Source organism: Desulfomicrobium apsheronum, assembly GCF_900114115.1.
Classification (GTDB): domain Bacteria; phylum Desulfobacterota; class Desulfovibrionia; order Desulfovibrionales; family Desulfomicrobiaceae; genus Desulfomicrobium; species Desulfomicrobium apsheronum.
The window spans coordinates 29,987-49,241 of sequence record NZ_FORX01000023.1; the positions used below are offsets into that span (position 1 = coordinate 29,987).

Consider the following 19,255-nt stretch of genomic DNA (forward strand, 5'->3'; position numbering starts at 1 on the left):
CGTCGCAATTCGGACCAATATGATCAAGATACAACCCTGCCCCAAGGGCTACGTAACGGACCTGGATAAGACCTGCACACCCGAAGAAACCGTCACCCGGGCGCGGGAAGCCCTGGCAAACTCGGGCAAGCGCATCCTGGCCCAGACTCGGCGCATCGACACAGGTCGCCTCGGCATCCCGGTCTACATGTCCATCTGCGGCGAGGACGCCCGGGGCATCATGCCCACCCGCAAACAGATGGGCAAAGGCGCTTCCGCCCCCCAGGCCGAAGCCTCGGCGCTGATGGAGCTGGCGGAGAGGTTCAGCTATTTTTCCTACTGGAACAATCCCGGAAACTTTCAGTCCATGACCTGGTCGCAGGCACGGGAAGCTTTCGGCGACAGGCTTCTGCCCATCTCCTACATGCTTCAGTCCGTGACGGACGGAGTCTGCGAAGACGATGCGGCGCGCATCCTGGACCTTCTGCCCTGGCGTTTCGCGCCGGTCACGGACATCGGCGGCGAGCAGGAATTCATGGCCCCGCTGGACTGGTTCAAGAAACTCAATGAATTCAATGGCTCATCCGCAGGAAACACCCTGGAGGAGTCCATGCTGCAGGGCGGTTGCGAACTGGTCGAACGCCATGTCTGCGCCGTCATCGACCGCACCCGGCAGGAAACGCCCAGCATCGATCCCGCCTCCTTCACCGACCCGGTCCTGATCGAGTTGCACGATAAATTTTCCGCCAACGGCCTCAAAGTCTTTCTCAAGGATTTCAGCCTGGGCCTGCCCGTGCCCACGGTGGCGGCCCTGGTCATGGACCCGGCCACCTTCCCGCACAAAAGCGAGATCGTCTTCACGGCGGGCACGGCCTCATCTCCCGAAAAGGCGGCCATCCGCGCCCTGACGGAAATCGCCCAGCTCGGCGGGGATTTCGAGACCTGCAGCAATTACGAAGCCTCTGGCCTGCCCAAGTTCACCCACCCGGACCAGTGCGCGTGGCTGACTTCCGGCGCGATGGTCTCCATCCACTCCCTGCCTTCGAACACCAACGCGGATATCGCAACGGAACTCGAAAACTTCTGTGCGCGGCTCAAGGACCAGGGCTTCACCTTTTTCTCCGTGGACACCACGGTCAAAGAACTCGGCATCCCCGCCAACTACAACTTCGTACCCGGATTTTTGTTCCGGGAGCGCACGCCCATGGCCTCCCTGGGTCTTTTCGTAGGCCGCGTGCTGGCCGAGGACATGGACCCCGAACAGGCCCAAGCCGGGCTTGACGTGCTGGAAGAAATCCAACCAGATGCCCATTACCTGCCGTTCTTTCGGGGCCTCGTGGCCCTGCGTCAGGGCGAGATCGACCAGGCCGCGTCCTGGTTCGCCCGGGCCGAGCACCTGCAACCCGAAGCCGATGACCGGGGCCTGGCCGCGTTCTATCAGGCCTACGCGCTTTCCCAGCAGGGGCAGTGGGCCGGCACGATCCCCCATCTGGACCGCGCCGTGGAGTACTGCCCCGAGGTCAAGGAATACTTCAACCTGCGCGGGGTGGCCTATTTCAAGCAGCAAGAATTCGCCGGAGCGGCGGCCAATTTCGAACTGGCCCTCGCTCTCGACAGCGGATCAGCCATGGACCTGGCCAATCTGGGTCTGTGTCATAAGTTCATGAACAACGCGGACAAGGCCCGGGAACTCCTGAGCGAAGCGCTGGCTCTCGATCCAGACCTGGAATTCGCCCGCACCCATTTGAACGAACTTTAGCGCCCGAAGGAGAAAAACATGGATATCAGCAAGAAAATCGCCGAGCTCAAGACCGAACCCGGATTCGGAGAAAACGTGGGCATGATCCTGGTGCACAATGGCGTGGTTCGCGCCTGGTCGCGCAAGGACAAATCCAAGGTCGGCCGGGTCAAGATCGAAGTCGATCAGGACAAGGTCGAAGCCATCCGCGCCGAGTTCGAAGCCCGTCCCGGCATCTTCAGGGTCGTGGCCGAAGCCAGAAGCGGTGAATACGTACCCGGCGACGACCTGCTTTTTCTGATCGTGGCCGGTGACATCCGCGAAAACGTCAAACCGGCCCTGAGCGATCTTCTGGACCGCATCAAGTCCGAAGCCGTGAGCAAGCAGGAACTTGCCCAATAAAATGGAGAATCCCCAAAACATGAAGCGTCAAACCCTTTTTGCGTTGATCATTCCGATCATTCTTGGCGCCTTCCTTGTCGCGTCCACGGCCGCCACGGCGGCCACGGACGCGCCAATTCCCACCGGCGGCACAACCTTCGACTACGCATGGCTCAAGGGCCGCGCCCGGGCCCTGGCCGCCACGCCCCATGTCAACCACGAAGGGGAACTGCCCAAGGTTCTGCAGAACCTTACCTGGGACGACTACATGCAGCTCTCCTTTGATTCGGAGCATGCGCTGTGGCAAGGCGAGAGCTCTCTTTTTCACGCCGAGCTCTTTCACCTCGGACTTTACTTCAAGACCCCCATCACCATCTATGAGTTACAAGATGGAAAGGTCAAAGAGATCGACTACACCCCGGACCTCTTCAAGTACGGAAAATCCGGAATCAAGGGCAAGGACCTGCCAAAAGACCTCGGTTTCGCCGGTTTCCGCTTCCGATTTCACACCGACTGGAACCGCGATCTGGTGGCCTTTCTGGGTGCGAGCTACTTTCGCGCCGTGGGCGGCGAGATGCAGTACGGCCTGTCCGCCCGTGGCCTGGCCGTGGACACGGCCTTGCCCAGAAACGAGGAGTTTCCGCTCTTCACGCACTTCTGGCTGGAAAAACCCCGCCCGGGAAGCGACACCGCCACCGTCTATGCCCTGCTCGATTCACCCAGCGTCACCGGCGCCTACCGTTTCGACATCCGCCCCGGGCAGACCCTCGGCATGAAAGTGGACGCCGCCCTCTATCCGCGCAAAACCATCGAACGTCTTGGCGTAGCACCCCTGACCAGCATGTTCCTGACCGGAGAGAACGACCGCCGCATGGGCTACGACTGGCGGCAGGAGATCCACGACTCCGACGGGCTGGCCATCCACACCGGCAACGGCGAATGGATCTGGCGCCCCCTCGAGAACCCACCATTCCTGCGCTTCAACGCCTTCATGGATCGCAACCCGCGCGGCTTTGGCCTGTTCCAGCGCGATCAGAATTTCGATCACTACCAGGACGACGGGGTGTTCTACGACAAGCGCCCCAGCGTCTGGGTGGAACCGGTGGGAGACTGGGGCGAGGGCTCGGTACAACTGGTCGAGATCTCCCATGTCGATGAAACCTTCGACAACATCGTGGCCTTCTGGAACCCCGCCGCACCGGTGGAGGCAGGACAGGAGCTGCTCTTCAGCTACAACCTTCACTGGGGCACGCAGCCACCCATGCCGGGCCAGCTGGCCCATGTCGTGGACACCTTCACGGGACTTGGCGGAGTGGTCGGCCAAAAACGCGTCTATTACAGCAAACGCTTCGCCGTGGACTTCACCGGCGGCGATCTGGCCATGATCGCCAAGGACAAGAAGATAACGCCGGTCCTTGAGACTTCGGCCGGCCGCATCGAACTGACCTCGGTCCGTCCGCAGCACGCCATAAACGGGTTTCGATGCATGTTCGACGTGGTCCCGCCCGACGAAAGCCAGAATCCCATCAACCTGCGCCTGCACCTTGAAGCCGACGGCCGACGCATCAGCGAAACCTGGGTCTACCAGATGACGCCCCCGCCCATGCAGGAGCGTACGCTCTATAATCCCTGACCTGCGGGCCTGTACCGAAAAATGAGCATGAAAAAAGGGCTTTGGCACACGCCGAAGCCCTTTTTTCACGGTCAGTCCGTCAGTCTGGTCAAAGGCCGCGCATGACCTCTGCGGTCAGCTCCCGCACCCGCACCGCTTCCTCATCCTTGCCGTGCTTGATGCAGCCTTGAGCATAAAGCCGCACCCTCTCCCGCAGCGCCGCCTCGACCATGATCCGCTGCTCGCCGCCAAGCGCCATGCTCCGCAGCAGATCGATCATGGCGTAGATGCGGTACAAATCAAGACCGATGATACGCCGCGAGAGCTGATCCGCGTGCCCTCCTGTCTTGACCGTCAGCGCCTCGGGCACCAGCCCCACTGGGTGGCGCGCCCCCACGCGCAGCCACAGGCTATAGTCCTCGCAGGCGGGCAGGCGTTCGTCGAAGGGCCCGAGCTCACGCCACAATTCGCGGGTGAACATGACGCAGGACGGACTGATCAGGCACAATTCAAGAGAACGCTCCAGAAACCATCCGGCAGGCTTGGCATGCTTGAAACGGGGGTTGACCCTTTGCCCGTTCCTGATCCAGATTTCTTCCGTCTGGCAGATCGCGAACCCGCTCTCGGCCATGAAGCGGATCTGCTTTTCGAGCTTGTCCGGCATCCAGTAATCGTCGGAATCCAAAAGAGCGACGTATCTGCCGCCGCTGGCCGCTATGCCCAGGTTGCGAGCCGCGCTGACCCCTTTATTTTCCTGATGCATTCCCGTAAGCCGGGGATCGTCGAATTCGGCCAGCACCGAAGCCGTCGCGTCGGAGGAGCCGTCATCGACGACAAAAAGCTCAAAATCGGTCCAGGTCTGCCCCAGCACGGAGGCAACGGCCCGGCCCAGAACATCCGCCCGGTCGTGGGTGGGAATAATCACGGAAACACATGTCATGAGAAGCATCCAGGTCGTCAATGTACGGTGGTTCAACGCCACAGCCTGGTACGGAATGTACTTGAGCCGCCTCCTGCGCGAAAGCGGCCATGAGGTCCTGGTCCTGGGGCTGCCGGGCACCCTGTCCGCCCGCAAGGGAGAGGAATGGGGGCTGCCCATGCGGCTTCTGGACCTGAACACGGCCACGCCCTGGGGCATAGCCTCGCTGCATGGCAAACTCAAGCGGCTGGTGCGCGAGTTCAGGCCCGACGTGGTCAACTGCCACCGGGGCGAGAGCTACCTGCTGTGGGGTCTCATCAAGAAGGAACTGGGGGGGTTCAAACTGATCCGCACGCGCGGCGACCAGCGCCTGCCCAAGGCGAATCTCGTCAACCGCTGGCTGCACAATGACGTCAGCGATGCGGTCATCACCACCAACTCGCCCATGACCCGCCATTTCAGGGATGTCTTTAAGGTGCCAAAAAACAAGCTGCACCAGATTCTCGGAGGAGTGGACACCGACACGTTTCACCCCGACCCCGCCGCCCGCACCCGCATCAGGGCCGAACTTGGATACGGTGGCGGCAATTTCGTGGTCGGACTCCTGGGCCGCTTCGACCGGGTCAAAGGCCAGCACGAGCTGATCCAGGCCGTATCCCGGCTGCACGCACAGGGGATGCAGAACATCCGCCTCCTCTTGCTCGGCTTCGACTCGGCCACGCCGGAATCCACGGTGCGCGGCTGGATCACGGAGCACGGCATCGACTCCATCACCACCATCACCGGCAAACGCCCCGACATCGCCGCCTGCCTGAACGCTCTCGATCTTGGCGTGGTCGCATCGCTCTGGTCCGAGACCATCGCCCGGGCGGCCCTTGAGATCATGGCCACGGGCGTGCCGCTGATCAGCACCGATGTCGGCGTCATGCCCGATCTGCTGGAACCTGGGGCTCTTTTTGCCGCCGGGGACGTGGACGCCCTTCAGCAAGGCATCCGCTCCGTGGCCACGGAGCCCGGTCTGGCCGAATCCCTGCGCGAAGTGCAAGGCAGGCGCATGGCCGATCTTTCGGGCCGCGACTTTCTGGCCCAGACCCTGGCGGTCTACGAGGATGCACCATGAAACGCGTCGCGCTCATGCTCCCGAAACTGAGCCGCTACGGCGGGGCCGAGCAATTCGGATACCGGCTGGCCGAATATCTGGCCACGCGATGCGCGTCGGAATTCGAGGTGACTTTCATCTGTGCCAAGCAGGACGGCCCTGCGCCAAGCGGCGTGCGGGTGATCCGGGTCGGCCGTCCGATACCGGGCAAGCTCGGCAAGGTCCTCTGGTTCGCAATGGCAGCCGAGGTCGCACGTCGCAGGGGAAAATTCGACGTGAGCGTGGGGCTCGGGAACACCGTCTTTCAGGACATCGCGCGCCTATCCGGCGGGCCGACCAGACTTTTCTGGAACTACTCCATCCGCGCCTATGCCCCGGGCCGGGAGCGCATCCTGAAGACCCTCACCAGGCAGCTCTCGCCAGGCAAACAGCTCGGCCGGATCATCGAAGGGCTGTGCGCGCGGCACACCCCCGTGCTGGTGGCCAACTCCGAATTCGTGCGCGATCTGACCGTGCAGGCCTATGGCGGTCTTACGCCCGAAAACATCCGGCTCATCTACAACAAACCGGATCTTGGCCGCTTTTCCCCCGGTGACCCGGCCCTCAGGCCGGAGCTACGCCGACGTTTCGGTCTCCCGGAACAGACGGACCTGATCGTCACAGCGGGCACCAATTTTCGTTTGAAAGGCGTCCATGTCCTGATCAAGGCCCTGGCCCAGCTGCCGACATCGTTCCACCTGGCCGTGGCCGGCGGACGCGGCAGCCGCGACCTGAACGCCCTGGCCGAGACGCTTGGGGTGCGGGAGCGTGTCCATTTTCTGGGCCGGGTGGACGACATGCCCGCCCTTTATCAGTCCGGGGACATTTTCGTGCTGAACACCTTCTATGACGCCTGCGCCAACGCCGTGCTCGAAGCCCTGGCCTGCGGCCTGCCGACCATCTCCACGGCCTGCAACGGAAGCTCCGTTTTCCTGCGCCCCGAAGCGGTCCTTGCCGACCCCACCGACGCCTCGGGGCTGGCCCAACGCATCAAGGCCCTGATCCACAACGGCTCCACCGCGCGCACCGACTACGCGCCGCGAAGCGGCCTTGAGCCCTACGCCGATCTCATCCGGGAATTTTCATGACCAATCTTGCCACCTTCGAGCCCAGACGCATTCTTGTCTGCCAGCTGCGCCAGATCGGCGACGTACTGCTGACCACCCCGTCCATCAGGCTCCTGAAGGAGCGTTATCCAGACGCAACCATCGACGTCTTCACCGAAAAAAAATGCACGCCGGTGCTCGAAAACAATCCGCACCTGCGCAAGATATGGGCGCTAAACAAAAAAGAGCTGCCAAACTTTTTTGCCGAACTCAAATTCTATGCCCGCATAACCCGCGAGAATTACGATCTGGTCGTGGATTTCCAGCAATTGCCGCGCTGCCGCTTCGTGACCCTCATGAGCCGCGCCAAGGTCCGGCTGTCCTACCCGCCGCCTTGGTACAACCGGCTGCTCTACACCCACTGGGCCAAACCCGTGCCCGCCTATTCCGGCAGCTACCGCGCCAGCATCCTCGCTCCGCTGGGCATCACCTGGAGCGGACAGGCCCCGGAAATTTTCCTGACCGAAGCGGAAATCGCCTGGGCGAAGGATTATCTGAGCACCCACGGTCTCACTCCAGGGGAATACATCACCCTGGACCCGACCCATCGCCGCACAACCCGCCTCTGGCCGTCCCGTCATTACGGGACCATGATCGGCCAGGTTCATGCCGCGCGGCCCGACCTGCGCTTCCTCATCCTTTACGGACCGGGCGAGGCGGACATGGCCCGCGAGGTGCTGGACCACTGCCCCACGCCCGAGGCCTGCGTATTTCCGGACACGGTCATCGGCCTGCGTCAGATGGCGGCGGTGCAATCCCTGGCGCGCCTGCACGTCGGCAACTGTTCCGGGCCGCGCCATTTCGCCGTGGCCGTAAGCACCCCGACGCTGACCATCCTCGGCGCGACCAGCGGCGGCTGGCGCTTCCCGTCCGAGCAGCATGAGGACATCTTCGAGGACCTGCCCTGCCGCCCCTGCAATCAGAACACCTGTGCCCGCAAGGACCACGCCTGCCTGGAAAACCTGCCCCCGGAGCGGGTCGCATGGCGCATCCTTGGCGCCCTCGGTTCTTGATAATTTTCGCCCAGAAAACAGGCATACGCTTCATTCTTGCCATGTCCCAAGGTTTGGCCTTAAAATCAGCTTCCGAAGATTCATAGATCAACCGCGCCGTTCCCCACGGCGCGTCATCAAGGAGCTCTCCCATGAAAAGACTGATTTTCGCGATTCTGCTCGGCTTTCTCTGTACCGGAACGGCCATTGCCAGCGGCCTGGACATCTTCCTGGAAGAACTCGACGCCGAGGCCACGCGCTCGCGCAACTCATTCGTAAGCAACCTGAGCGCCCGTTACGGGGTTCCGACACGCGAAGTGGAGGACCTGGCACGCATGACCAAAAGGCCCGCCGACATCTTCATGATCTTCGAGCTGGCGCGCATGACAGGCCTCACCAGGGAACGAGTGAGAAATACCTACGAGAAAGGCGAAGGCAAGGGATGGGGAGTCATGGCCCAGGAAATGGGCATCAAGCCCGGCTCAAAGGAATTTCATGCCCTGAAGAACGGCGAATTCGACTATTGGGGCTCAAGATCCAAAAAGGGCAAGGGCTACGATGACGACTCGATGAATTCAGGCAAGGGAAAGGGCAAAGGATACGACGATTCGGTGGGTTCGGGCAAAGGTAAAAGTAAAGGCAAGGGGTACGACGACGATCTTCTGCCCGAAGATCATCGCGGTTCAAAGGGAGAGGGAAAAGGAAAGAAGAAGTAGACCATCCCTGCCAGCAACGGTTTCAAGGGCGACTTCGGTCGCCCTTTTTTTACGCCCCCGCCTTATCCCGGCACATCAGATGCCCATCCGGACACCAAGGGGGAGTCTCTTGGAGACAAATAATGCATGATAAATATTGCGCAAAAAAATATAAAGACCTATATATAATGCATGTCACCCAAAAAAACGTCCGCACACGACCTGCCGGCCAACCCGGCCGCCAATCTTGAGCGCCTGGGGCGCAACATTCGCGCCGCCCGCAAGCTGCGCGGCCTGAGCATGCAGGACCTTGCCGCGCGCACCATGACCACGCGCGAGACCATCCGCCGCCTGGAAAACGGACACCCCGGAGTGTCCCTCGGGGTGCTGGCCCATGTCTTGTGGGTCCTGCAACTCGATGACCAGCTTGGTGACATGGCGGCCCTGGAATCCGACCCCATGGGCAGGGCCATGGCCGTGAGCAGGCTCCCGCAACGCGTCGCAACGGAGAGAAACGATGACCTCGACTTCTGAGCGGGCCGTAGTTTTCATCCGGCTGCCCGGCATGGACTACGTGCCGGCGGGGATGCTCCGGCATGAAGACCGGGCATATTTCTTCCGCTACGGCCGCCGGTATCTTGGGCGGCCAGACGCCATTCCCCTCGACCCTGCCCGGATGCCCCTGGCCGACCTGGAGTTTTCCGGGAACACCCTTTTCAGCGCCCTGCGCGACGCCGCCCCGGACCGATGGGGGCGTAAAGTGCTGGGGCTCATGGCCAGCCGGGCCCCTGGGACGCTGAGCGAGTTCGAGGTCCTGACGGCAGCCCATCACCCGCAGCGCATGGGTGCCCTGGCCTTCGGACCCACGCCGGACGGTCCTGAATCCATGGCTCCCTGGGCCACGGGCGATGCGTTCTGCATGGTGCCCAAAGATCTGCGGCGTGTGGCGGCCATCGTCGCCCGCATCGATGAGTTCGAGGACAACGAGGACCTTGATGAACTGCGGGACGGCATGCCCGAAGACGCGTTCCTGGCCGCCCTCGCCTCCAGTCTGTCCCTGGGCGGCGCCAGGCCCAAGGCCATGGTCACCCTGGACGGGGCGCCCTGGATCGCCAAATTCTCCAAACGCGGGGACCCGTGGCGTGAACCCGTTGTCGAGCACGCGACCATGACCCTGGCCGCACGCTGCGGCATCACGGTCGCATCCACACGGCTGATGGAACTGGACGGACATTTCGTCCTGCTGGTTCAACGCTTCGACCGCCTGAACGGCGGCTCAAGGCACGTCATTTCGGGCTTCACGCTGACGGGGGCCGAAGAAGACGGCGACTGGGGCAGCTATCAGAACCTGGCCGAACAGGCCCGCAGACTCGGCGACGCCCAGTCCGGCGCGGAGATATTCCGCCGCATGGCTTTCAACGCCCTGTGTTCGAACCGTGACGACCACCTGCGCAACCACGCCTTTTTCGTCTCCCGCAAAGCCATCGCCATGACCCCGGCCTACGATCTGGTACCCTCCTCCATCCGCTTCAGGCAATGGGACCTGTCCCTGCGTTGCGGTCAGGAAGGTCGCGCAGCCACAAGGTCCAATATCCTGAGTGACGTCCGGCCCTTCGGACTCAATGAAAGGGAGGCGACGAGAATCTGGGATGAGATGCGGGAAACGGCCGCAAACTGGCGAAAGCATTTCGCCGGACACGGCGTGACAAAGCGGGAGATGGACGAACTCAGGCACCGTTTCACATTGACGAAAACTGAAACACGGGCCCCATAATCCAAAATTCTTAATTCACAGTTGACCGACCAGCAATGTCTCTCCTTCAGCACGAAGAAGTAACATATACAACGCCCTGATGTTTCCCTCGATGATGCCCACGCACCCCAGTGTTCCTGCAATTCCGTCATCAGGATGAATTCCGAAGCCGGATCACGGTGTTCCGAATCTGGGAGCAATGGGGCGCCACCACGCGAAATTGGCGGCATCCTTGTATGAGGTCACTGCAAAAAGGCATGAATCTCCTTGAAGAAGGGGATTCATGCCTTTTTAACTATCTGAAAAGAATGGATTCCCGCCTTCGCGGGAATGACACTCGGGTTCTTTTGCGACTTTTTTGCAGTGTCGTCAGAGCATGGGAAACAGTTTTTCGAGAAGCGCATCGTCCCCGAGGTGACGTCACCCCTTGAGATCATCCCAAAATGAGTCTTCCGCATCAGCACTCGTTTTGATGAACCGCGGGCAATCCGTTCGGGCACTTCGAAGGAACTCCGACACGTTGAATTCCTTGCAAAGAAGTCTGGCCATGGGCTCGGATAGGCCGAAATAATTCAAGATTGATGATCTGCCCCACCCTCCACCGAAACCTTGCGGAGCACCTTCAATCCACTCCCGCTCTCTGTGACCCAGTCGAATACCCGCAACATGCATATGAGCTAAAATCGAGGCGCCTTGCTGCATCGTGTCATTGCTGTTATGGTAAGTGCGTTCAAAAGCAAATTGTCAAAAAAATCGCCAAATTCTCCATACATGGGGCGGGAAGTACCGAGTGCTTGCCCCCCTGTTCAATCTGAATTTCACTTGACACATCCGCTACAAATTCCATTTGGCCCAACTTCATGGTGTGTCACAAGGAGATATTCCAGGATGAAAGACATGAAACACGAAGAACACCACGGTCACGGCAATATGCATGGGCACCCTGAAAACGGCCATGCCTCTCACCATGAACACATGCTCGGGGATTTTCAGCGACGGTTTTTTGTCTCCCTTGTGTTGACGCTGCCCATCATATGGCTGTCTCCCATGCTGCGCGGACTGTTCGGGCTGGGTGAACCAGCCGTCCCCAATCAGATGCTGATTCTTTTCGTTTTTTCCACGGGCATCTTTTTCTATGGCGGCTGGCCTTTCCTGAAGGGGCTGGTCGAAGAACTCTCCGAAAAAAGACCGGGAATGATGACCCTGATCGCGCTGGCGATCAGCGTTGCTTACGGCTACTCCAGCCTCGTAGCCTTCGGATTGCCCGGCAGGGTCTTCTTTTGGGAGCTTGCCAGCCTTATCGACATCATGCTGCTGGGACACTGGATTGAAATGCGGTCCATCACGAACGCATCCGGAGCAATGGAGGAGCTTGCCAAACTCATTCCCGGCGAAGCCCACAGAATCAACGAAGACGGCTCGATTGAAGACATAAAGGCCGATCAGCTCCAGCCCGGCGACAAAATCCGCGTCAAACCCGGAGAAAAAATCCCGGCTGACGGCAAGATCAGTGAAGGCTCCTCGAGCGTCAACGAAGCCATGCTCACCGGAGAATCCAATCCCGTTGAAAAAGGCCCTGGAGACGAGGTCATCGGCGGTGCTGTCAATGGTGACGGCTCGTTGACCGTTCAGGTGGGCAAGACCGGTGAGAACTCCTTCGTCAGCCAGGTCATGGCCCTGGTGAAAGAGGCGCAGGAAAGCAAATCCAAGGCCCAGGGGGTGGCGGACAAAGCTGCTGCATGGCTTACCTACATTGCCCTCGGCGCGGGTCTTCTGACCATGCTGTTCTGGCTGTTTGTCTCCGGTCGCGAGTTTGTCTTCTCGTTGGAGAGGACGGTGACGGTCATGATCATAACCTGCCCCCACGCACTGGGCCTGGCCATCCCGCTGGTCGTGGCAACAACCACGGCAATAGCCGCCAAGCATGGCTTCTTCATCCGGAACAGGACTCCTTTTGAACAGGCGAGAAAACTGCAGGCGGTTCTTTTCGACAAGACGGGCACGCTGACAAAAGGCGAATTCGCAGTGAGCGACGTCGTCCTTTTTTCTCAGGATGTTGACAGAGACAGCCTCCTAAACAGGGCTGCGGCTGTGGAAGCCCATTCGGAGCATCCCATCGCGCGCGCTGTTTCCGGGGCGGCGGAAAACCCGGAACAATCCGCTGACTTCAGGAATATCCCGGGCAAAGGCGCAGAGGCGACAGTCGACGGTGCGAACATAAAGGTCGTCAGCCGCAAGTACGTTGAAGAACAAGGGCTTGAATACGATTCTTCAGCTGTCGAGAGCATTTCCAGCCAGGGAAAAACCCTGGTTTTCGTTCTTGTGGACGACAGGCCCATGGGATGCATCGCATTGGACGATGTCGTTCGCGAGGAATCCAAAGAAGCCATCTCCCAGCTCCGAAGCATGGGGCTGCGGGTCATGATGATCACCGGCGACAACCAAACCGTGGCGGACAGAGTCGCCAAGGAGCTTGGGATCACCGAGTACTTCGCGGAGGTGCTCCCCGACAAAAAAGCGGACAAAGTGCGGGAGGTGCAGCAACGAGGGATGATGTGCGCCATGACAGGTGACGGGGTGAACGACGCCCCCGCGCTCGCGCAGGCGGATGTCGGCATCGCCATTGGTGCCGGGACGGATGTCGCCCAGGAGACTGCGGACATCGTGCTGGTCAAGTCCAACCCCATGGATGTCGTCAAGGTCATAGCCCTCTCCAGAGCTACGCACAGGAAAACCATCCAGAACCTTTTCTGGGCGACAGGCTACAACGCCTTCGCCATCCCACTGGCTGCGGGCATCCTGTACAAGTGGGGCTTTTTGCTCAGCCCGGCCGCAGGGGCGATACTCATGTCGCTGTCCACCGTAATCGTCGCCATCAATGCCAAATTGATGAAATTGCCTGATGGCGCCTGACGATCATGCAGCAGGAATGCTGTTTTGATATGCGTTATCGACCGATCGTCACTTCGAGAACCGGCGAACGATCGTTTTGCTACGGTCTGATTGAGAAAAAAGATGAAAATCATCATTTTTTCGCGCGCGACCGAGACGGCAATCAATCGGACGCATTGAAGGAATATCTGGAAACACAACTGCGACGAGATGCATCCTCCGGTTGAAATCCGCCGCAACGGCGCCGGAGGCGGCTCCTCTCGTGAAAGGAGATTGACCATGAAAGCAACAGAAGAACTCATCCAAGAACACCAGAACATCGAGCTCATGCTGGAAATCCTGAAAACAGTGTCAACGCGACTGCGCGACGGAGATGCGGTCCCGCCCGAACATCTTGAAGGCATCCTCGAATTTTTGACGGTTTTCGTCGACAAATGCCATCACGGCAAGGAAGAGAAATACCTGTTTCGGGCCTTGGAAGCCGCCGGAGTGGATCACATTACCGGGCACATCGGAGTCTTGATCTATGAGCACGAACAGGGCCGCATCCATGTCGCCCGAATCAAGAAAGCACTGGCGGGGACCTTGGGTGTTCCGGACATGGTAGAAGTGCAGGCTGCCGCAGCGGATTATGTGGAGCTAATGGTCCAACATATCACCACGGAAAACACGGATGTATTTCCGAAGGCCGAAAAAATTCTAGATTCAGACGCGTCCGCCAAGCTTTGCGAGAACTTCAAGAAGCACGAGCGTGAGAGAATTGGAGCAGGAAAACACGAAGAATTTCATGCTCTGCTGGAAACACTGCAAGACGTGTATCTGAAGTGATGGCTGATTGATCCCCACCGGTCCCGACATAATAAAATAGGGATTTCAGTTTAACCTGAAATCCCTATTTCTACTTGTGATGTCTGATTCCAGATTCGGTTGTCGCATCAAGCCAAAGGAAGGCTGAAACAAGACCAAATTGGGACCGATCAGGGTTTTACCATTTTGTAGCGGTGATATATCTCATGAATCCGCTTGCGCATATCCTTGATCGATTGGGATTGCTCATCGGTAGAGAAAACAGGCTCATGAATTGAGTATATCGCGTTACTGAGTTCATCCACGACATGTTCAATTGCCTCGCACCACTCCAATGTACAGGTATCGCTCATTTTTTCAGCTTCGGTGATATCCTGTTCCAGATCGATAAGCGCCTGTTTCAGTCCCTTCACATAATCGCTCCAACCGTGGTCGTAGCTCGCCATTGCTTTTGAATGCCAACTCATATCAATACCTCCTGGGGTTGAGATGAATGGAAAGTTCCGTAATGAAATGATAAATAACAATAATCCTGCACTACAAACTTTTCCAAACCAGTGCGCAAGAGTGCTCCATTCCAACACAAGGACTTGTGTTCACATCCTTTGAGCACGCTTCTGCGGCGTGGATTTGATCTGGAGAGTACTGCCGAAGTTTATTCCTTGCGGTCGTCCACTTCCTTTGCAACACCCTTGAAGGGTTCCCCGTCCTCTTTCACATCCATGAACTTGCCTGTCTCCGTATCACGCTTGACCCACTGGCCGGTCTTGGGATTTTGAACCTGGGAACGGTCATTGACGCTGCCTTAGCGGTATCCTTCACCTGTGTTCTTCGCCATTATGATCTCCGGATGTTTTCAAAAAAACTTATGAGCGTTTATCGTACTGCCTTATGAAAAAGCCGAGGCCTGATCTTGCATTCTTATCCTCAAAGATCCCGTCCATTGCTCGGCGTGTCTTTACTTCCCCGCTACATTGCTATGCATCCAGCCTTTCCCGTCAAATTGCATATTTGGCTGCCTCTCGTACGGCTGTGATATCTTCGGAAATTTCCAGTGCCTTCACGGCGCGAACCACTGCGAGACGGGCGTGTCGCAGCGCGTTGTCGCGCATTGTTGCGTCCCCAGTTACGGCGAGGGATCCGAGGGCCTTGAGTAGCCAGACCACCACTTCGACATTGCCCGCTCCGTCTCGCGCGATCCCGGTAAAAGCGTCGTCGAACATGTCTGCCAGGGACAATTCCGGCACCGCAACACGGTCGAACTGCACCGCGTAAACGTCATCCTCCTTGCCGCGCTCGTTCCACATTGCAAACAGGCGCACAAGTGTGCCCGTGACGCCGATGGCGGTGCCCGGATCATTGACCGCAGGCGAAAGCGCGCGACTGGCGATCTCCGAAAGGACCACCAGCCCGAATCGCGGATCCTGATCAAAGCTCCTTGAATCGCCAATCACGAACGTGTCGGCGATTGCTTTGGCGTCCTCGTCGGACACGCTGTCCGTCGTCTCCCGGATGACCCACGCAACAGGGCGGTCTGGGGTGCAAAAGGTGCCGGGCAACGCCGCCACAACAATTCTCAGTTGCGACTGCACCGCCCTCGCTTGCAATGCTGCGATGTCAACATGCTGTACGTACCCGATGGCTCCAAAGACCGCCCGGCCCGCATCCGGGGGACCGAACGCCGCGACGCCGCCAAGGCGTGGTGCCGACTGTCGCTTCCGAATCGCCTCTGCGGCCGCCGCCTCCACCTTGGTGATCGTGTGCCCCAACCGGCCGAGGCGGGCGATGTTATCGACCCATCGGATGAAGGTGACAATGACGATTGCGAACACAACTATTGTCAGTGAGAACAGGATAAAGTGACTGCTCCTTCCGACATAAAGCCCGTTCATCATCGCAACAAGCGCGACCACGCTGAAGATGAATGCGCCGATGAATACCGAGAGCGCATTCTGCGACACGTCATCGGCGATGATGAGCGGAAAAGAACGGGGCGTCGCGGACCTGCTTGCCGACGAATAAGCGGCCACCATCGAGGCCACGGCAAACGTGGCCATCATCAACATGCTCGACGCCATGATCCTGAGCAAAGTTTCGGTCGACTCCTCAGTGATCTCCGGCAAAAAACGGCCAAGCTGCGTCATGTCCATGAGATTGGCCAGAAAAACTGCGGCAATGGACAGCACGCATACGATGAGCGGCTTGATCCATAATCGCTCACGGAATTGTTTGATTATGAAACTCAGGTGATCCCACATTTAAAATTCTCCAAAAAATGCAAGGGGCAGATCTTGAATCTTGAATTTCCAGTGCCGCATGCGACCGCAAATTTGAAACCGGTCTCCCCACCCTGCAGTCAGCATGAATCCCGCAGAGCTTGCAAGAACATGTTGAGCGACCAACTGCGGATGAAGTCGTGACATCTCTGTACACCCCCTAAGATGTATTATAAACACAATCCACTACTCGTCTTTAGCACTCTTAAAGACACTGCTTGCTGCTTTTTTAATCAATATTCCGTGACAGTTAATTTGTTAATCATGGCACAAACAATATTAAATAATTTGAAAAGTTCTTTAATAGACAATACTTCGATGCATAAATATTGCTAAAATATAACTAAATTAATTATTTACATATTAGTCATTATACATATTGTGCATGTCTAAACGAACAAAACCTATCCGGAAAACACTTATAAAAAAATCGTGCGTAGCTTTTACCCATTTAAGTCCTGGATATGTTGGCAATTATTTCAAAAAACCCTGTATAATCCGGTTAACCGCAGCATCATAATCAAGTCCGAGGCTCATAAGCTTCATCAGCTGGTCGTTGGCGATTTTGCCGATAGACGCTTCGTGCGTCATTTCAGCATCCGGGTGCAGTGCGCGCAGGGCCGGGATCGTCTGGTTTCTGCCATTGTCCATGATGATGGCATCGCATTCTATATGACCATAGCATTTGGCAAATGCCGTCAGGTTGACGTAAAAATCCTGGCTGGAATTGCCTTTTATAACGGAACGGGAAACGATATTCGCCTTGCTGTCAGTTCCGATCAGTTCAATTTCATTTCTGGATTCAGCCACTTGCTCTCCGTCGGTCATCACCCGTTCGGTGATGAGCAGCACGCTGCCCGCGCCGATTTTAGCTTCATTGAAGCGCTTGGCTTCATCCACCCCACCCAACTGAGTCAGTTCCATTTCCACTTGGGCGTTTTCCGCCATGAAAACTTTTGTGGTGGGATTTAAAATACGCCGGCCCGTACCGTCACCAAGAGCGATATGCTTTTCCACATATTTGACTTTTGCACCCGCCTTGATCTGAAATTCATGGATGCCGGAGTGGCCTTCGGATTCCTTGCCCCCGCAATGGATGCCGCATCCAGCGATAATGGTTACATCCGCTCCTTCCCCGACAATAAATGTATTGTAGACCGTATCATGAAGACCTGCCTGGGATAATATAACCGGAATGTGAACGGACTCATTCACCGTTCCAGGCTTTATATCAATGATGATTCCATCGCCTTTTTCGTTTGTTTCGATATTGATATTGGCGGAGACCTCGCGTCCCAGAAGCTTACCGTTTTTCCGAATATTATAAGCGCCTTTTGGAATTCCTTCGAGTTCCGCCACTTCCTTTAACACCCGCCTATCGATAGCATTGAGCATTCTCTTCTCCTTGACACAATTCATTGAATTTACAGACACTCGAATCCTCAAGTATCGATACCGCACCAGCCAGATCACCGGAATAACCGATTTCTCCGTCTTTGATCAACAAAAGCGTATCGGCGGCTTCAAGAAATGCTTTGTTATGACTCACTACAATAGTGGTTGTTTTGTTTTCTCTCTGTTCGCGTTTGAGCAACTCCACCATTGGACCGATGGTCCAAAGATCAATACCGGTGTCCGGTTCATCATAGATTGCCACTTTTGGATTTTTAGCAATTACCGTGGCCAGTTCGATTTTTTTGATTTCTCCGCCAGACAGTTTGCTGTCCACACGTTTGTCCAGAAACTCCAGAGAGCAGACGCCCACCCTGGAAATGATCTCAATGAGTTTTTCTTCGTCATCAGATCCGGCGGCAATCGATAGCAGATCCCGAAAAGTCGTCCCCTTGAATCGGGCCGGATGCTGAAATCCATACACAATGCCTGCTTTGGACCGTTCATGAATGGGAAGCTTGCTGATATCGGAACCGTTAAAAATTATCTTTCCGGATGTAATTTCATTGATCCCCATGATCAGCTTGGCCAGAGTGGTTTTGCCCGACCCATTGGGTCCGGTTATGGCGTAGAATCCGCCAGCTTCAAACGTAAAACTCAAATCATGGATAATGGTCCGATCAGACGGACTTTGGGCGTCGGTATCTGATTCTGGGACTCTGTACGTAATATTTTTTAATTCCAACATGGCTGCACACTTCCACCTAAATTTTTAGTTTCTGAGTTCAATTCATTACGCGTATTGATCTTTGTGAGGCTTAGCTTCGACCAATCACGCAAACGATTATACATGACTTTGTAGGTATTTTCAAAATATTATCACTGAATGCACAAAATTATACATATCATATAGTAATTAATGCACATATAAATGATATATTTATTGACTTTACTTGACCAATCTAAAAAACTATTGCAAATACTCTACATACAGCTTATCCAAAAGAGCATGAAACTCATCATGCTTACCTAATCCTATACGTTCTCTTTCGAGCGTATCAAAAGCCTCAATAATTTCATGATCTTTAGCAATATCGAGTTTTGATTCTGCCATCAAAAAAAGCCCTTTGTTTTCTTTCTCGATATGCTGTATCATCAGTCCTACATATTCATTAATAATTACCTGAACGTCTGCTGCGGATGCCATATCTCCAGATGTATAGCTCTCCACAGATTTCTTAAGTCTTGCAACAAGCTTACGACCTTGTTCGTGCTCACCCAACAAATCCCCTATCGGCCCACCTTCACACGGCACCCCTGCGGCTTCCAAAGCCGGAAACAAGATTTCCTCTTCCTTGCCATGATGGCACTCGTCGATAAAAACCGACAAAAATTCCATGATACCATCAAGCTGCCCACTTACGATCTGTTCATCCTTTGCAAGTTTGCCCGCTATGGACTGTAGAATCCTAAGCATGCGCTCTATCCCTTGATGTTCATTTCTGAGTTCATCTACTGCTTTCATTGACACCTCCACTTAAAAAATTTGCGTCGGGCACATCGCTCGCCAACGAT

Annotated in this window: 18 protein-coding genes; 12 read left to right on the plus strand and 6 right to left on the minus strand. The window is 56.7% G+C overall.

Annotated features, from left to right (window positions below; all coding sequences use genetic code 11):
• The first annotated feature begins 19 nt into the window (after nt 1–19).
• From BMZ40_RS17135 to BMZ40_RS17145, 3 genes are read left to right on the plus strand one after another with little or no spacing between them, the layout of a single operon-like run.
• Complete coding sequence (locus BMZ40_RS17135; RefSeq protein WP_092378784.1) at nt 20–1,738, plus strand: YcaO-like family protein; 1,719 nt, start codon at nt 20–22, stop codon at nt 1,736–1,738.
• An 18-nt stretch (nt 1,739–1,756) separates the two neighbouring features.
• On the plus strand, nt 1,757–2,119 hold the full coding sequence (locus BMZ40_RS17140) for a molybdenum cofactor biosynthesis protein MoaE (protein WP_092193491.1): 363 nt from the start codon (nt 1,757–1,759) through the stop codon (nt 2,117–2,119).
• 19 nt (nt 2,120–2,138) lie between these two features.
• Nucleotides 2,139–3,731: a glucan biosynthesis protein D gene (locus tag BMZ40_RS17145; protein ID WP_092378885.1), complete on the plus strand. Its 1,593-nt coding sequence runs from the start codon at nt 2,139–2,141 to the stop codon at nt 3,729–3,731.
• Nucleotides 3,732–3,819: 88 nt separating this feature from the next.
• Here the strand turns inward: BMZ40_RS17145 and BMZ40_RS17150 are convergent, their stop codons facing one another.
• Entirely contained in the window at nt 3,820–4,650 is an 831-nt protein-coding gene (locus BMZ40_RS17150; protein WP_092378786.1) for a glycosyltransferase family 2 protein, read from the minus strand.
• Here BMZ40_RS17150 and BMZ40_RS17155 point away from each other — a divergent pair.
• The 9 genes from BMZ40_RS17155 (at nt 4,649) to BMZ40_RS17190 (ending at nt 14,033) form a co-directional block, all read left to right on the plus strand.
• Nucleotides 4,649–5,749: a glycosyltransferase gene (locus tag BMZ40_RS17155; protein ID WP_092378789.1), complete on the plus strand. Its 1,101-nt coding sequence runs from the start codon at nt 4,649–4,651 to the stop codon at nt 5,747–5,749. The genes BMZ40_RS17150 and BMZ40_RS17155 overlap by 2 nt on opposite strands.
• Nucleotides 5,746–6,855 carry a glycosyltransferase family 4 protein gene (locus BMZ40_RS17160; RefSeq protein ID WP_092378792.1) on the plus strand — a complete coding sequence of 370 codons (1,110 nt, stop codon included), beginning with the start codon at nt 5,746–5,748 and terminating at the stop codon, nt 6,853–6,855. The genes BMZ40_RS17155 and BMZ40_RS17160 overlap by 4 nt, the downstream gene beginning before the upstream one ends.
• Nucleotides 6,852–7,886: a glycosyltransferase family 9 protein gene (locus tag BMZ40_RS17165; protein ID WP_092378795.1), complete on the plus strand. Its 1,035-nt coding sequence runs from the start codon at nt 6,852–6,854 to the stop codon at nt 7,884–7,886. Before BMZ40_RS17160 ends, BMZ40_RS17165 begins: the two co-directional genes overlap by 4 nt.
• A 131-nt stretch (nt 7,887–8,017) precedes the next feature.
• Complete coding sequence (locus BMZ40_RS17170; RefSeq protein WP_092378798.1) at nt 8,018–8,581, plus strand: hypothetical protein; 564 nt, start codon at nt 8,018–8,020, stop codon at nt 8,579–8,581.
• A gap of 171 nt (nt 8,582–8,752) precedes the next feature.
• Nucleotides 8,753–9,094 (plus strand): helix-turn-helix domain-containing protein, encoded by a 342-nt coding sequence (locus BMZ40_RS17175; RefSeq protein WP_092378801.1) that lies wholly within the window; start codon nt 8,753–8,755, stop codon nt 9,092–9,094.
• Complete coding sequence (locus BMZ40_RS17180) at nt 9,078–10,334, plus strand: type II toxin-antitoxin system HipA family toxin (protein ID WP_092378804.1); 1,257 nt, start codon at nt 9,078–9,080, stop codon at nt 10,332–10,334. The genes BMZ40_RS17175 and BMZ40_RS17180 overlap by 17 nt, the downstream gene beginning before the upstream one ends.
• An 876-nt stretch (nt 10,335–11,210) precedes the next feature.
• A complete protein-coding gene (locus BMZ40_RS17185; protein WP_245751135.1) occupies nt 11,211–13,226 on the plus strand; it encodes a copper-translocating P-type ATPase in 2,016 nt (671 codons plus the stop codon).
• 5 nt (nt 13,227–13,231) lie between these two features.
• Nucleotides 13,232–13,432: a hypothetical protein gene (locus tag BMZ40_RS19380; protein WP_143075685.1), complete on the plus strand. Its 201-nt coding sequence runs from the start codon at nt 13,232–13,234 to the stop codon at nt 13,430–13,432.
• Between the two features lie 52 nt (nt 13,433–13,484).
• Entirely contained in the window at nt 13,485–14,033 is a 549-nt protein-coding gene (locus tag BMZ40_RS17190; RefSeq protein WP_092378810.1) for a hemerythrin domain-containing protein, read from the plus strand.
• Between the two features lie 149 nt (nt 14,034–14,182).
• On the opposite strand, the gene BMZ40_RS17195 is transcribed toward BMZ40_RS17190, so the two are convergent.
• From BMZ40_RS17195 to BMZ40_RS17220, 5 genes are all read right to left on the minus strand, one after another.
• A complete protein-coding gene (locus tag BMZ40_RS17195; RefSeq protein WP_092378813.1) occupies nt 14,183–14,479 on the minus strand; it encodes a hypothetical protein in 297 nt (98 codons plus the stop codon).
• A gap of 531 nt (nt 14,480–15,010) precedes the next feature.
• Nucleotides 15,011–16,270, minus strand: a complete 1,260-nt coding sequence (locus tag BMZ40_RS17205; protein ID WP_092378816.1) for a DUF2254 domain-containing protein — start codon at nt 16,268–16,270, stop codon at nt 15,011–15,013.
• Nucleotides 16,271–16,762: 492 nt separating this feature from the next.
• Entirely contained in the window at nt 16,763–17,683 is a 921-nt protein-coding gene (locus BMZ40_RS17210; protein WP_092378819.1) for a SufB/SufD family protein, read from the minus strand.
• Nucleotides 17,664–18,428 carry an ABC transporter ATP-binding protein gene (locus BMZ40_RS17215; protein WP_092378822.1) on the minus strand — a complete coding sequence of 255 codons (765 nt, stop codon included), beginning with the start codon at nt 18,426–18,428 and terminating at the stop codon, nt 17,664–17,666. The genes BMZ40_RS17210 and BMZ40_RS17215 overlap by 20 nt, the downstream gene beginning before the upstream one ends.
• A 222-nt stretch (nt 18,429–18,650) precedes the next feature.
• A complete protein-coding gene (locus tag BMZ40_RS17220) occupies nt 18,651–19,205 on the minus strand; it encodes a hemerythrin domain-containing protein (protein WP_092378824.1) in 555 nt (184 codons plus the stop codon).
• Nucleotides 19,206–19,255 lie beyond the last annotated feature (50 nt).